This is a genomic window from Ensifer adhaerens (assembly GCF_002007205.1).
Lineage (GTDB): Bacteria > Pseudomonadota > Alphaproteobacteria > Rhizobiales > Rhizobiaceae > Ensifer > Ensifer adhaerens_D.
In genome coordinates this window covers 56,484-70,110 of record NZ_LAZS01000008.1, presented here as the reverse complement: position 1 = coordinate 70,110, position 13,627 = coordinate 56,484, and the positions used below count along the sequence as shown (strand labels likewise).

At 63.1% G+C, this 13,627-nt stretch carries 12 protein-coding genes and 1 pseudogene; 10 read left to right on the top strand and 3 right to left on the bottom strand.

Going from position 1 to position 13,627, the window contains the following annotated elements; all coding sequences use genetic code 11:
- Nucleotides 1-98: 98 nt before the first annotated feature.
- From urtB to XB14_RS18675, 5 genes are all read left to right on the top strand, one after another.
- On the top strand, nucleotides 99-1,715 hold the full coding sequence (gene urtB, locus XB14_RS18695) for an urea ABC transporter permease subunit UrtB (protein WP_077963112.1): 1,617 nt from the start codon (nucleotides 99-101) through the stop codon (nucleotides 1,713-1,715).
- Nucleotides 1,712-2,872 (top strand): urea ABC transporter permease subunit UrtC, encoded by a 1,161-nt coding sequence (urtC, locus tag XB14_RS18690; RefSeq protein ID WP_077963111.1) that lies wholly within the window; start codon nucleotides 1,712-1,714, stop codon nucleotides 2,870-2,872. Before urtB ends, urtC begins: the two co-directional genes overlap by 4 nt.
- Before the next feature lie 5 nt (nucleotides 2,873-2,877).
- Nucleotides 2,878-3,642 carry an urea ABC transporter ATP-binding protein UrtD gene (gene urtD / locus XB14_RS18685; RefSeq protein ID WP_077963110.1) on the top strand — a complete coding sequence of 255 codons (765 nt, stop codon included), beginning with the start codon at nucleotides 2,878-2,880 and terminating at the stop codon, nucleotides 3,640-3,642.
- A gap of 35 nt (nucleotides 3,643-3,677) precedes the next feature.
- Nucleotides 3,678-4,373, top strand: coding sequence for an urea ABC transporter ATP-binding subunit UrtE (gene urtE, locus XB14_RS18680; protein ID WP_077963493.1), 696 nt, complete (start codon nucleotides 3,678-3,680; stop codon nucleotides 4,371-4,373).
- 307 nt (nucleotides 4,374-4,680) lie between these two features.
- Nucleotides 4,681-5,139 (top strand): RrF2 family transcriptional regulator, encoded by a 459-nt coding sequence (locus XB14_RS18675; protein ID WP_060522010.1) that lies wholly within the window; start codon nucleotides 4,681-4,683, stop codon nucleotides 5,137-5,139.
- Between the two features lie 220 nt (nucleotides 5,140-5,359).
- Here the strand turns inward: XB14_RS18675 and XB14_RS18670 are convergent.
- Nucleotides 5,360-5,755 (bottom strand): annotated as a pseudogene (locus XB14_RS18670) (VOC family protein); the annotation flags it as partial.
- A gap of 241 nt (nucleotides 5,756-5,996) precedes the next feature.
- On the opposite strand from XB14_RS18670, the gene XB14_RS18665 reads away from it, so the two are divergent.
- Nucleotides 5,997-7,223, top strand: coding sequence for an acyl-CoA dehydrogenase family protein (locus XB14_RS18665; protein WP_077963108.1), 1,227 nt, complete (start codon nucleotides 5,997-5,999; stop codon nucleotides 7,221-7,223).
- 79 nt (nucleotides 7,224-7,302) lie between these two features.
- Here XB14_RS18665 and XB14_RS18660 read toward each other — a convergent pair whose 3' ends face one another.
- Nucleotides 7,303-8,700: an LLM class flavin-dependent oxidoreductase gene (locus XB14_RS18660; protein WP_077963107.1), complete on the bottom strand. Its 1,398-nt coding sequence runs from the start codon at nucleotides 8,698-8,700 to the stop codon at nucleotides 7,303-7,305.
- 79 nt (nucleotides 8,701-8,779) lie between these two features.
- A complete protein-coding gene (locus XB14_RS18655; protein ID WP_077963106.1) occupies nucleotides 8,780-9,997 on the bottom strand; it encodes an SfnB family sulfur acquisition oxidoreductase in 1,218 nt (405 codons plus the stop codon).
- Between the two features lie 397 nt (nucleotides 9,998-10,394).
- Between XB14_RS18655 and XB14_RS18650 the strand changes: the two genes are divergently transcribed.
- The 4 genes from XB14_RS18650 (at nucleotide 10,395) to XB14_RS18635 (ending at nucleotide 13,606) form a co-directional block, all read left to right on the top strand.
- Entirely contained in the window at nucleotides 10,395-10,781 is a 387-nt protein-coding gene (locus tag XB14_RS18650; RefSeq protein WP_077963105.1) for a hypothetical protein, read from the top strand.
- A 160-nt stretch (nucleotides 10,782-10,941) separates the two neighbouring features.
- Nucleotides 10,942-11,844 (top strand): LysR family transcriptional regulator, encoded by a 903-nt coding sequence (locus XB14_RS18645; RefSeq protein WP_077963104.1) that lies wholly within the window; start codon nucleotides 10,942-10,944, stop codon nucleotides 11,842-11,844.
- A 97-nt stretch (nucleotides 11,845-11,941) separates the two neighbouring features.
- Nucleotides 11,942-12,430, top strand: coding sequence for a GAF domain-containing protein (locus XB14_RS18640; RefSeq protein WP_077963103.1), 489 nt, complete (start codon nucleotides 11,942-11,944; stop codon nucleotides 12,428-12,430).
- A gap of 57 nt (nucleotides 12,431-12,487) precedes the next feature.
- Nucleotides 12,488-13,606 (top strand): NAD(P)-binding domain-containing protein, encoded by a 1,119-nt coding sequence (locus XB14_RS18635; protein ID WP_077963102.1) that lies wholly within the window; start codon nucleotides 12,488-12,490, stop codon nucleotides 13,604-13,606.
- Nucleotides 13,607-13,627: the final 21 nt, after the last annotated feature.

The following is a 13,627-nucleotide window of genomic DNA, read 5'->3' as shown; positions in this document are numbered from 1 at the left end:
ATGCCCTTCGTTCGGCGGCGCGCACGAGCGAAGGGAGCTTGCTTGGGCTATGACGGGTTTGTGCATGCGCAGCATGAACGGACCCGGATGAGGGGGCCATGTACCGAATTCTGCAGATCCTGTTCGTTGCGCTGTGTCTGGTGATATCGGCCCATGTGGTCGGTTCTCGCGCAGCCGAAGGCCTCGGCCCGCTGATCGATCAGCTGGGCAGCGCGAAACTTTCCGACATGGACGACCACATAACGGCGCTGGCCAAGACCGGCGACGCGAAGGTCATTCCGGTGCTTGAGGCATTGGGCGAGGGGGAACTTTATCAGCGCAAGTCCGACGGCAAGGTTTTCCTCGTCAAGGCGCAGGGCGCAGACCTGCTGCTCGTCGATCCCGCGACCGGGGCTGGCGCCGGAGCGGCACCGAAGGCGGCGATGCAGAAGGTCAAGGTCAACAACGCCGTGCGCCGCGCGGTTCGCAGCGCGCTCGGAGGCCTCACGCTCTTCAGCGACGATACCAGAGCGCGGCTGAAGGCGGCGCAATCCATGCTGCAGACGCCGAATGCCGATGCGCTTGAGGCGATCGAAACGGCGATCGCGGCCGAGAGAGACGGGGCTGTTCGCCAGGTTCTCGATGAGGCCCGCGCGGTGACGCTGCTCGTCTCGGATCGCCCGGAAGATCAGAAGCGCCATGCGATCGCGCTACTTGCGGAAGGCAACGGGCGGAACGGCCTTGCCGTTCTGACCTCTGCGCTCGCCACCGCCGATGCTTCTCTGAAGCCCGATATCGAGACGGCAATTGCCCGGATCGAGCAGACTCAGGCCTTCTGGAATGCCGGCCAGAACGTCTGGTACGGCCTGTCGCTCGGCTCGGTCCTCCTGCTGGCGGCGATCGGCCTTGCCATTACCTTCGGTGTCATGGGCATCATCAACATGGCCCATGGCGAGATGGTCATGCTCGGCGCCTACACGACCTTCCTGGTGCAGGAGGTCATACGCAGCTCCTATCCTCAGCTTTTCGACTGGTCGCTGGCGATCGCTCTGCCGCTTGCCTTTCTCGTAACCGGCGCCGTCGGCCTTGCGATCGAACGCGGCGTCATCCGCTTTCTCTACGGCCGCCCGCTGGAGACGCTGCTTGCCACCTGGGGCATATCCCTGATCCTGCAGCAATCGGTGCGCTCAATCTTCGGGCCGACCAACCGCGAGGTCGGCAATCCCTCGTGGATGTCCGGCGCCTTCGAGCTTGGCGGGCTGACCATCACCTGGAACCGCCTGTGGATCATCGTTTTCGCGCTGGCGGTATTTGCGGCGCTGCTGTTCCTGCTCAAGAGGACGTCGATGGGCCTTAAGATGCGGGCCGTAACCCAGAACCGGCGCATAGCGTCGTCGATGGGTATCCGCACCCCCTGGGTGGACGCGCTCACCTTCGCGCTCGGGTCCGGCATCGCAGGGATGGCCGGCGTTGCGCTCTCGCAGATCGACAACGTCTCGCCCAATCTCGGCCAGGGCTACATCATCGACAGCTTCATGGTCGTCGTCTTCGGCGGCGTCGGCAATCTCTGGGGCACGCTCGTCGGCGCCTTCTCGCTCGGCATCCTCAACAAGTTCCTGGAACCCTACGCCGGCGCGGTGCTCGGCAAGATCCTCGTGCTGGTGCTGATCATCCTCTTCATCCAGAAGAAACCGCGCGGCCTCTTCGCGCTCAAGGGAAGGGCGGTGGAAGCATGATCACGTCATTTCTGATGCGGTCGTTCGACCGCAGCATTCTGATCGCCGTTGCGATCCTTGTCGGCCTCGCGATGCTTGTCCCGGCGCTCAACCTTTTGACCGCGCCCGATCATCCACTGCACGTGCCGACCTATCTTGTGTCGCTGTTCGGCAAGTACCTGACCTATGCGCTGCTGGCGCTGGCGCTCGATCTCGTCTGGGGTTTCTGCGGCATCCTTTCTCTCGGGCATGCGGCTTTCTTCGCGCTCGGCGGTTACGCCATGGGCATGTACCTGATGCGCCAGATCGGGGCGCGCGGCTCCTATGGCAACCCGCTGCTGCCGGATTTCATGGTGTTCCTCAACTGGAAGGAGCTGCCGTGGTTCTGGCACGGCTTCGACATGTTCTGGTTTGCCGCGCTCATGGTGGTGCTGGTGCCGGGGCTGCTCGCCTTCGTCTTCGGCTGGTTCGCCTTCCGCTCGCGCGTCAACGGCGTCTATCTCTCGATCATCACCCAGGCGATGACCTATGCGCTGCTGCTTGCCTTCTTCCGCAACGACATGGGCTTCGGCGGCAACAACGGATTGACCGATTTCAAGGACATCCTCGGCTTCAACATCCAGGCTAACGGCACGCGCGCCGCCTTGTTCGCTGCCTCGGCGCTGATGCTGGCGCTCTGCCTGATCCTGACCTCGGCGATCGTACGTTCCAAGTACGGCAAGGTGCTCGTGGCAGTCCGCGACGCGGAAAGCCGGACGCGCTTCCTCGGCTACCGCGTCGAGCACATCAAGCTCTTTGCCTTCACCCTATCGGCGATGATGGCCGGCATTGCCGGCGCGCTCTATGTGCCCCAGGTCGGCATCATCAATCCCGGCGAGTTCGAGCCCGGCAATTCGATCGAGGTGGTGATCTGGACGGCGGTCGGCGGGCGCGGCACGCTGATCGGCCCGATCGTCGGCGCCATCCTCGTCAATGGCGGCAAGAGCATCTTCACCGCCGCCTTCCCGGAATTCTGGCTGTTTGCGCTCGGTGGTCTCTTCGTGCTCGTCACCCTCTTCCTGCCGAAGGGCGTTGTCGGAACAGCCGGCGCCTACTTCGCTCGCCGGCGTGCCGAGCTTAGGGGGCAGGCGGCTGAAACGCCGAACAATCTTGCTGTTGAACCCATGGCGGCGGAGTAGGCGACATGAACCAGACGATCGGGCAGACCAAGCCGACCAGCCTTCTCTACCTCGACGGTGTTTCCGTTTCCTTCGACGGTTTCAAGGCGTTGAATGCGCTCTCCTTCGTTGTCGAGCCGGGGGAACTGCGGGCGATCATCGGCCCGAACGGCGCCGGGAAAACGACGATGATGGACATCATCACCGGCAAGACGCGGCCGGACGAGGGGCAGGTGTTCTTCAAGGGCGAGATCGACCTGACGAAGAGAGATGAGGCGGAGATCGCCTCGCTAGGAATCGGCCGCAAGTTCCAGAAGCCGACGGTGTTTGAAAGCCACACGGTGTGGGATAATCTCGAACTCGCGCTCAACCGCAAGCGCGGCGTGTTCTCGACACTGTTCTATCGGCTGACGGCAGAAGATCGGGCACGCATCGAGGAGATCCTTGCGACTATCCGCATGTCCCCCCGCCGCGATGATCTCGCCGCCAACCTTTCGCATGGGCAGAAGCAATGGCTGGAGATCGGCATGCTGCTTGCGCAGGAGCCGGAGCTTCTGCTCGTCGACGAGCCGGTTGCCGGCATGACGGATGCCGAGACCGCCGAGACGGCGATCCTGCTCAAGGAGATCGCCAAGTCCCGTTCGGTCGTCGTCGTCGAGCACGACATGGGCTTCATCCGCGAGCTCGGCGTCAAGGTCACCTGCCTTGCCGAAGGCGCGGTGCTCGCGGAGGGGTCGATCGACTTCGTCAGCAGCGATCCGAAAGTGATCGAGAACTATCTTGGCCGGTGATGGCCCACACCGAAAATCGCGAAGGAGGGCGCGCCATGCTCAGCGTCGAAAACGTCAATCTTCATTATGGTGCCGCCCAGGCCCTGCGCAACGTGTCGATCACGGCCGAAATGGGCAAGATCACCTGTGTGCTCGGGCGCAACGGCGTCGGCAAGTCGAGCCTGCTTCGGGCGATCACCGGCCAGCATCCCGTCAGCGCCGGCGCGATAGGTTTCAACGGTGTCGCGCTCGCCGGCATGGCGCCCTATCGGCGGGCAAAAGAAGGTATCGGCTACGTCCCCCAGGGGCGTGAGATTTTTCCGCTGCTGACGGTCAAGGAGAACCTGGAGACCGGCTATGCGCCCCTGAAGCGCGGCGACCGCTCGATACCGGAGGACGTCTTCAACCTCTTCCCGGTGCTGCGCTCGATGCTTGGTCGCCGCGGCGGCGACCTCTCCGGCGGCCAGCAGCAGCAACTGGCGATCGGCCGGGCGCTGGTGACGCGACCGAAGATCCTTGTGCTCGACGAGCCAACCGAAGGCATCCAGCCCTCGATCATCAAGGATATCGGCCGGGCGATCCGCTATCTCAGGGATTCGACCGGCATGGCGATCCTCTTGGTCGAGCAGTATCTCGATTTCTGCCGCGAGCTTGCCGATCACGTCTACATCATGGACCGGGGTGCGGTGGTCCACGAGGGCGCACCCGAAACGCTGGACACATCAGAGGCGCGCCGGCATCTGACCGTATAGGCGCGTCGTCCCGAGCAGCGCATTTTGCCGAAGTGGCGAGGTTTTGTTTGCTGCAGTGGGCGCTCGCTTTTGCGTCCAATGCCGGCAAAAGTCACCCGTGACCGGAGAAATTCCCCTCCGTGCCATAAAAGCGCCTACTAAAATCACTAAATCTATACAGTAACTGACTTATCTTATTGAGAATGGTGCAGTTTGGGTGTAGTACATCCTAAGCGAAAGAGTGCGGCCGTCACAACCCGTTACCCCCGGTGAATGCCGCGGGAAGCGGTGTTGTGGCGGCCTTCCTTGTTCAGGAAAGCGAAGTGACATGTTGACCAAAAAAGGAAAATACGGGCTCAAGGCCCTTGTCGACCTGGCTCAACTGGAGCCCGGAGAGACCGCCTTCATCACCGAGATCGCCACGCGGAACAATATTCCGAAGAAGTTCCTGGACGCGATCCTGCTCGAACTGCGTAATGCCGGCATCCTGCGCTCAAAGAAAGGACCGGGCGGCGGCTATTCGCTCTCCAGGCCAGCCTCCGACATCCGCATCGGCCAGGTCATCCGCACGCTGGACGGACCGCTCGCGCCGATCCGCTGCGCCAGCCGCACCGCCTTCGAGGCCTGCGACGATTGTGCCGATCCGGTCAACTGTCATGTGCGCAAGTCGATGAGCAATGTTCGCGATGCGATCGCCTCGATCCTCGACAACATGACGCTGGAGCAGTTCGCCGCCAACGACAACGCGACCGAGATCGTCGCCTTGAGGGACGCGGAGGCCGGCTGATCTTCGCGCATCCGCTCCTGGTTGGGGCTTGCGAGCGAGATGCGATCAGGCAACTGCAGGGTCATAGCTTTCTGGTGATCGCGGCGGCCGCAGGCGGGCGCTTCTCTAATCGGCACAGTTAGGTCGAAGCTCTTTTCGAGCATATTCCAGGCCTTCACATGGCAAGGCTGTCGTCCGCAGATGGCCCGCAGTGGACATCAGTATGTTGCAAACTTGCAACTTCCGGCTCTTTGCAGACGGCTTCAAGTCGGTGCCCATCAGGATCAATAATGAAGGCGGCATAGTAGTTGGGTCCATAATGCGTTCGCAGACCTGGTGCTCCATTGTCCAGGCCGCCATGGTCCAGGGCAGCCTTGTGGAACAAGGTGACCGCGCTTCGACTTGGAGCTGCAAACGCAAGGTGGAAACCAGCCCCCGGACAGTGAGCCTCTTCACCTCGAAGCTTAATCGTAAATTTGTCGCCACCACCGGGCAAACCATAGCCTACTGCCTGGTCTGGATCGCCGGGAGAAAGGTCTTCCCAGACCCGGACATAGCCAAGGGGTTCAAAAGCGGCGTCATAAAAAGCGACTGATCTTTCGATGTTCGCTACGCCAAATGAAATGTGATGCAGCACCGGCTCTCCCTCTCGTCGCTCCAATCACGACTATGGCGAGACTTGTAAGGAGTTTTGCGGCAGCCGCAATGTACCTGCCGCCCGCGAGCATCTATCGTATTTCGCGGAGCCGAGCCTGAGCCAGGCGCCAGCGTTATCGCGGCCGGTAGGACTTTCTCGGGCTCCCGCCGAAGTCGGAAACTGTTTGCTGTTATTGTCTATAGAATAAGTTCATTATTACGCCTCAACCAAGGAGAGGCGGATGAGCAACGTACACTTCCTCAGGGAACAGGCGCCGGTGAATGCCGAACATGACGAAAGGCGGCGGGACCTGTTTGCCCGCGCCGAAGCGCTGTCACAGGATCTTGCCCGGCGGGGCGCCGAACTTGACCGGGTGGGCGCGCCGCCGCGCGAGGAGGTCGAGGCGCTGCGCCGGGCCGGCCTCCTGACCGCCCTGCATTCGCTGGAGATCGGCGGGGCGGGTTTGAGTTGGGTCGACGGGCTGCGGCTGGTGCGCATCATCGCGCGCGGCGAAAGCTCGATCGGGCAACTTCTGGGCTACCACTACGTCAACAGCCAATACGTCTATTGGGCCGCGGCCGATCCGCGGCAGGCCTGGGTGCTGGGTGCCGAGACGGTCGAACGGCAGCTCTACTGGGGTGCTGCCGTCAACCCGCGTGACCCCGGTCTGACGCTGGATCGGCGTGGGGCACATTACGTGCTCAACGGCCGCAAGACGTTCTCGACCGGCGCGCATGTTTCCGACCGCATCAACGTCAATGCAGTGCTCGACGGCAAGATTGCCAACTTCGTCGTGCCGACGGATCGGCCGGGCTATGTCGTCAACGACGACTGGGACAATATCGGCCAGCGCCTGTCGGACAGCGGCAGCGTCGAGTTCCGTGACTTTCCGGTCTATGGACGAGACTTCATCCAGCCGCTTGCCGATCCTTCCGATCCGCCACCGGCGCTGGCGACCTTCAACACGCCGCTGATCCAGCTCGTCTTCGTCAATTTCTATCTCGGCACGGCCGAAGGTGCGCTCGCGTCGGCGCTCGACTACGTCCGCAGCACGACGCGTCCCTGGGTGACGTCCGGTGTCGAGCGCGCCAGCGACGACCCCTACATTCTCGAAGCGATCGGCGAGCTCCAGTCGAACCTGAAGGCGTCGGTTGCGCTCGCTGATACGGCTGCGGTAGCGGTCGAAGCGGCCCTGTCCGAGGGTAGCTCAATAACGGCCGAGGCGCGCGGCGCGGCGGCGATCGAGGCCTATGCGGCCAAGGTGCATTCCACCCACGTGGCGCTCGACGTGACGACAAGGGTGTTCGAATTGATGGGCGCACGCGCGACGGCCGGGCACTATCGCTTCGACCGCTACTGGCGCAATGTCCGCACCCACACGCTGCACGATCCGGTCGCCTACAAGGCCCGCGAGGTGGGCGACTTTGCGCTCAACGGACGGATCCCGCCGGTAAGCCTCTATAGCTGAACCTGACGCACAGGGTGACTGCGCCTAGAAAAACGCCGCCTGAACAAAAGTTCCGGCGGCGTTTCTTTGATGTCTTCGCTTAAGCGGAGGCCGCGATCGCCTGCCGCTGCCCGGCGAGGTCGCGATAGCCGGCGCCCGGGTGCGGCGCTGCAAGCCTTGGACCGGCCCCGAAGAGCTTTTCCCGGAGCGTGCCTTCGCAGTAGCCGGTCTTGTAGACGCCGCGCCTTTGCAGTTCCGGCACCAGCAGGTCGACGGCGTCTTCGAAGGTCCCGGGCGTGACGGCATAGGCAAGGTTGAAACCGTCGACATCGGTATCCTCGACCCATTCCTGCAGGAGATCCGCGACCGTCGAGGGCGAGCCGACGAAGACGGGGCCGAAGCCGCCGATGCCCACCCAGTCGGCCATTTCGCGCACGGTCCACACCCGGTCCGGGTCGATGGTCGTAAAGGTCTCGACGGCCGATTGCACCGCGTTGGTGTAGCGGTGGCGAAGCGGCTCGTCCGGGGCGAACTGGCCGAAATCGATGCCGGTCCAGCCGGAGATCAACGCCAGGGCACCCTCGTAGGAGACGTGGCTGCGATACTCGTCGAACTTCTTCTTCGCCTCCGCGTCGGTTTCGCCGAGGATCACCGTCTGCAGATTGAAGGCGAAGATTTCGCGTGGGTTGCGACCGGCGCGCGCGGCTGCCTCGCGGACATTGGCGACATAGCGCTTCAATACGGTTTTGGATGGCGCGGCGACGAAGATGCATTCTGCGTGTGCCCCGGCAAAGTCCTTGCCGCGGCTCGAAGAACCGGCCTGGTAGAGCACCGGCGTGCGCTGAGGCGACGGTTCGCTGAGGTGAATGCCGGGAACGGTGAAGTGGCGGCCGTGGTGGTTGATCGGGTGCACCTTGTCGGGATGGGTGAAAGTGCCGGTTGCCCGGTCGCGGACGACCGCGCCCTCTTCCCAGCTTCCTTCCCAGAGCTTGTAGCAGACCTCCAGATATTCCTCTGCGAGATCATAGCGGTCGTCGTGGCGCGCCTGCTGCGCCTGGCCGATGTTGAGTGCGCCGCTGTTGAGGTAGGAAGTGACGATGTTCCAGCCCACTCGGCCCTTGGTGAGGTGATCGAGGGTCGAGATGCGGCGGGCGAAGGTATAGGGGTGCTCGAAGGAGAGCGACGCCGTCAGGCCGAAGCCGAGATGTTCGGTCTCGTAGGCCATGGTCGGAACCAGCTGCAGCGGGTCGTTGACCGGTACCTGGGCCGAATGCCGAAGGGCTGCGTCTGCGTTGCCGTTCAGCACGTCATAGACGCCGAGCACGTCGGCGATGAACAGGCCGTCGAACCTGCCGCGCTCGAGCGTTTTCGCCAGATGCACCCAGTAGTCCAGATCCTTGTAGCGCCAGGACTGGTCGCGCGGGTGGGTCCAGAGCCCCGGCGACTGATGGCCGACGCAGTTCATGTCAAAGGCATTCAGCCGGATCTCGCGGCCCATGGGGCTCTCCTTCGGGCAAGGTTGGGCGTTGTCCGGAGCGTCGGTCACGCCTCGGGCTGTTCGCGCGTGGTCGTTGGGCTCAGAGTGCGCCGGTCTTCGGCGGCTTGACGCCGTTCAGGTGATAGTTGCCGACGACATGATGCTTCCAGCGTACCGGGTCGTGCAGCGTGTGGGTGCGGGCGTTTCGCCAATGGCGGTCGAGGTTGAGGCCGATCTTCGTCGATGCGGTGCCTGCGAGTTCGAAGAGCGTATTGCTCGTTTCGAGCGCGATTTCGGTGGTCAGGACCTTTGCCGCGGCAACGGCAAGCGTCGCTTCGACGACGCTTTCTTCGGTGCCGTTGATCTGGGCGACGTCGACCTTCTTGCCGGCGCGCTCGACGGTTGCGGTTGCCGCTTCCAGACGGATGGCGAGCTGGCCGATGCGGGCGATCGTCAGCGGATCGTCGGCCGCCCGTTCGACGCCGCTGTCCATCCAGGGACGGGTATGATTGCGGACAAAATCGAGGGTTTCGGCAAAGGCCGCCCGCGCGATACCGAGGTCGATGCCGGCATGGATGATCTGGCCGACGGAGCCGATCGTCGTCGGCCGTTCGAAACCGCGGTGGTGGCGAACCACCGCATCGGCCGCCACATAGACATTCTGCAGCACGGTCGTGCCGCTGCCGGTCGTGCGCTGGCCGAAGCTGTCCCAATCGTCGATGATCTGCAACCCTTCGGCGCCGCGCGGCACGAAAGCCATGGTCAGCTTGTCGTTCGGATCGAGGGCGAAGACGACGACCCATTCTGCAAAGAGCACGCCGGTCGAATAATACTTGCGCCCGTTCAGCCGGAAGCCGGGGCCGTCGGGGGAAAGCCGGGTCTCATAGTCGCCCACGGTCTTCGTGCCGCGCTCGGAAAGGGCGTTGCCGAAACGGTCGCCGGCAAGCGCCCGGCCGAAGAAAAATGCCTTCTGCTCCTCGGTGCCATCGGTGCGCAGCGCCTCGAGTATGTAGAAATGGTTCTGAGGGATCTGGCCGATCGAGGAATCCGCTTCCGAAAGGATGGCGGTAATCTCGGCAAGAACGGCATTAGAGACGTCTATGCCATCATATTCCGGCGGCACGGTGATCGCCAGCAGGCCGGATTGGGCGAGCGCATCGAGCTCGTCGAACGGCAGAATGCGATCCGTGTCCCGCTCGTTGGCGCTCCCCGCAAATTCCGCCGCCAGCTCACGCGCGATCGACAGCGCTTCCTCTTCGCTTTCGATCCGGTGCGCCGGGGCTCTTGTTTTCTCGGAAAGCCGCGAGATCGTTCCCATGTGACTGCTCCCTGTCGATTGAGGTGCATATCAGTGAATTATCTGGCCTGATCGGGTAAGATAGTATATTCTATAGAAATTATCGATTTGAGTATTTCGTTTCGGCCTTGATGGCGACTTGGTGTTTACCTTCGGGGCTGAATGGGTAAAATCGATTCGGGGGAAGGCCGGGGAAGAGGACTCCGGCGACGGTAGGCGACGTGTATGCCTGTCGATTTCTCGCAAAAATTGACTGCGGCTCAGGGAACCATCACCCGATTTGCGCATTTGCCTCATCGCCTGCAGTTTGACCCAGTCGCGTGGCCCCAGAGTATCGGCCACCCGGCACGAACACAAACATATGCTGACAGAATTGGCCATTCGCGTTTCCCGGCCTTAACCACTGAAGGAGACACAAATGACGAATTTCCTGCCTGCTCTCCATGAAGGGCACGCCTCCATCACGCTGCAGAACCTGTTTCGTGATGCTCTGGAGGCCTATGATGACTGGGGCGCCAACATGCCCGAGCCCATCGTTGCGTTCGAAGGCAAGCGCATTCCCATCAGCGAGGTCTTCGACTGGATGAAACCTTGCACCGACATTATGCCGGCAAACCTCATCGGCATCGTAACCGACCGGCTGAACAAGCCGTGGAGCGGAGAAGGGCCGCTCGACGCCATGACCGTCTCGACGGCGGCGCGTGTCATGTCGGTGCTGACGCGGCGGCAGCTGCGCAGCTTCGGTCGCGGCTCGATCGAGATCTTCGCCGACCGCTTCAACCATCCGGTCCACGCCAACGCGTGAGACCGGTGACCTCAGGGGAGCGCGCGTGCGCGCTCCTCGTTCCCGGCGGGGCCCCGTCACGGATTTTCCCGCACCTTGCCGACCCCTTCCTTGAAGCATCGCCTTCCCGTAAACACGGTGGGAGATCAAGCGGATATTCGAGCGGACCGGGGGGGGCGGCGTGAATTTTCGACAATTGGAAGTGCTGCGCACGCTTTTGGCGACCGGATCGACGATTGCGGCTGCCAAGACCATGGGGCTCAGCCAGTCCGGCGTGAGCCGGCTGTTGCAGCAGCTTGAGGAAGAGCTGTCGCTGACGCTCTTTGCCCGCGACAAGGGCCGGCTGATTGCCACGCCCGAGGCGATGAAGCTCGCCGAGGATGCGGAGCATATCTTGCTCGGCATCGACCGCTTCACCAATCTGGCCCAGGATCTGCGCAGCGGCGCGGTCGGGCCGGAAGTTGTGCGCATCGGCCTGCCGAACAGCATGTCCGAAACCTTCGCCCCGGCGATGCTCGCCGACTATGCCAAGGATTTTCCCGGCGTGCGCGTCGAAACCTTCTTCGACACGACCGTTGCGATCGCCCGGCTGGTCGAGCAGCGCATCATCGATTTCGGCTTCCTGCGTTACGAGGGGCAATTGAGCGCGGGCATCGAGATGCAGCCGGTGGCCACCGGCCTCAGCGTCTGCGTGATCCAAAAGGGGCACGCCCTGGCGGTACACGAAACAGTGACGCCGAAGGAACTGCGCGGCGTGCCCTTGATCCTGATCGGCCGCCGCCGGCCGACGCGGGTCATGCTCGACGAGATCTTCCGCAAGGCCGGCGTGCCGCAAAAGGTCAAGATCGAGACCCACAGCAACAGCTCGGCCTGCGCCTACGCAGCCCACGGCCTTGGGGTCGCCATCATCAGCAGTTTCTTTGCCAATCTGCATCGCCATCTGCCGATCGAGATCCGTCCTTTTTCGCCGCACCTCACCCAGGATTTCGGCGTCGCGACGGCGGCCGGCGTTCCGCTGTCGCTCGCAGCCCAAGCCATGATTGACTGCCTGAAAAGGCAGGTCGCCGCTTCGCAGCAGCCGTGAGAAGATGGCCTGTCGGCTGTGGACATGGCGCCATTGGCAACATGGCGGGCGCGACACTACATTTTCGGCCGAGACGAACAGAAGAGTGGATAGGATCATGTTTCACGCAGCCGCAATCGACACAGGCGACAAGAGCGCTTTCTACGCGGAGCTGGCCCAGCAGCTCGAATCGCTGCTTCACGGCGAGCCGAACCTGATCGCCAACGCGGCCAATACGTCGGCGCTGATGTTCCAGGCCATGCCGAGCCTCAATTGGGCGGGGTTCTATTTCCTCGAAACCGACGACGAACTCGTGCTCGGGCCGTTCCAGGGCAAGCCTGCCTGTGTGCGGATCGCCGTCGGCCGTGGCGTCTGCGGCACGGCCGTCAAGGAAGGCCGCTCGATCCTCGTGGAAGACGTCCATGCCTTTCCGGGCCACATCGCCTGCGATGCGGCCTCGCGCTCGGAACTCGTCGTTCCGGTCCGGCGTGAAGGGCGGGTGATCGGCGTCATCGATCTCGACAGCCCGGAGCCTGCGCGCTTCGACCACGACGACCAGATCGGTATCGAAAAGCTTGCGGCGATCTTCGCAGCGGCGATCGCGTAGGGCCGCCGCCGTGGATGATCTGGCAAGGACTGTCCGGCTTTCGCTTCGGGCCGCACCATGACGGATGCCGCTCCGTCCGTCGATGTCGAAACGCATGCGCGCGTGGCTCGCAAGATCGACATCGTCGTCATCGGCGCAGGGCAGGCGGGACTATCCTCTGCCTACCATCTGGGCCGGCTCGGTCTGGCGCCTCACAGGCAATATGTCGTCATCGATCGGTCGCCGCAGCCGGGCGGGGCCTGGCAGTTTCGCTGGCCGTCGCTGACCCTGAATACCGTCAACGGAATTCACGATCTTCCCGGCATGAAATTCTCCGAAGCGGCAGATACCAGCAAGGGCGAGGTCCACGCGGCCGTCGCGGTGCCGCAATATTACGGCGCCTACGAGAAGGCGTTCGACCTCCCGGTCCGCCGGCCGGTGGCCGTCAAGGTCGTGTGCGAGCGGGGCGAACGCTTCAGGGTCGAGACCGATGACGGCGCCTACGCCGCCCGCGGCATCATCAACGCGACCGGCACCTGGGAGGCCCCCTATGTTCCGCCCTATCCGGGCGCGGAACGCTTCAGGGGACGCCAGCTGCACACGAAGGACTATCAGTCGGCCGGGCAGTTTGCGGGGCAGCATGTGCTGGTCGTCGGGGGCGGTATCTCCGCCATCCAGCTGCTCGATGAAATATCGCAGGTGACGTCGACCACATGGGTAACACGGGAGGAGCCTGCCTTTCGCGACGAGCCGTTTACGCCAGAGGTTGGACGTGCCGCCGTGGCGATGGTCGAGGATCGCGTCCGCCGCGGCCTGCCGCCGGGCTCGGTCGTCTCGGTGACCGGCATTCCGGTGACGCCTGCGATCATTGCAGCACGCGCACGCGGCGTGCTTAAGCGCCAGCCGATGTTTACCGAAATGACCGAACACGGCGTGCGCTGGGCCGACGGGCGCGAACTGGCCGTCGACGTCATTCTCTGGAGCACCGGCTTCAGAAGCGCGCTCGATCACCTGGCGCCGCTCCAATTGCGCAATGTTGACGGCGGTATCCTGATGACCGGTCGGTTGGCGACGCAGGTGGCGAAAGATCCGCGGATCCACCTCGTCGGTTACGGGCCGTCGGCTTCCACCATCGGTGCGAACCGGGCGGGAGGTGCAGCCGCCCGCGAGCTCGCCGATTTTCTTCATCTGACGTAACGAAAGCTGGCGCGATCGCGC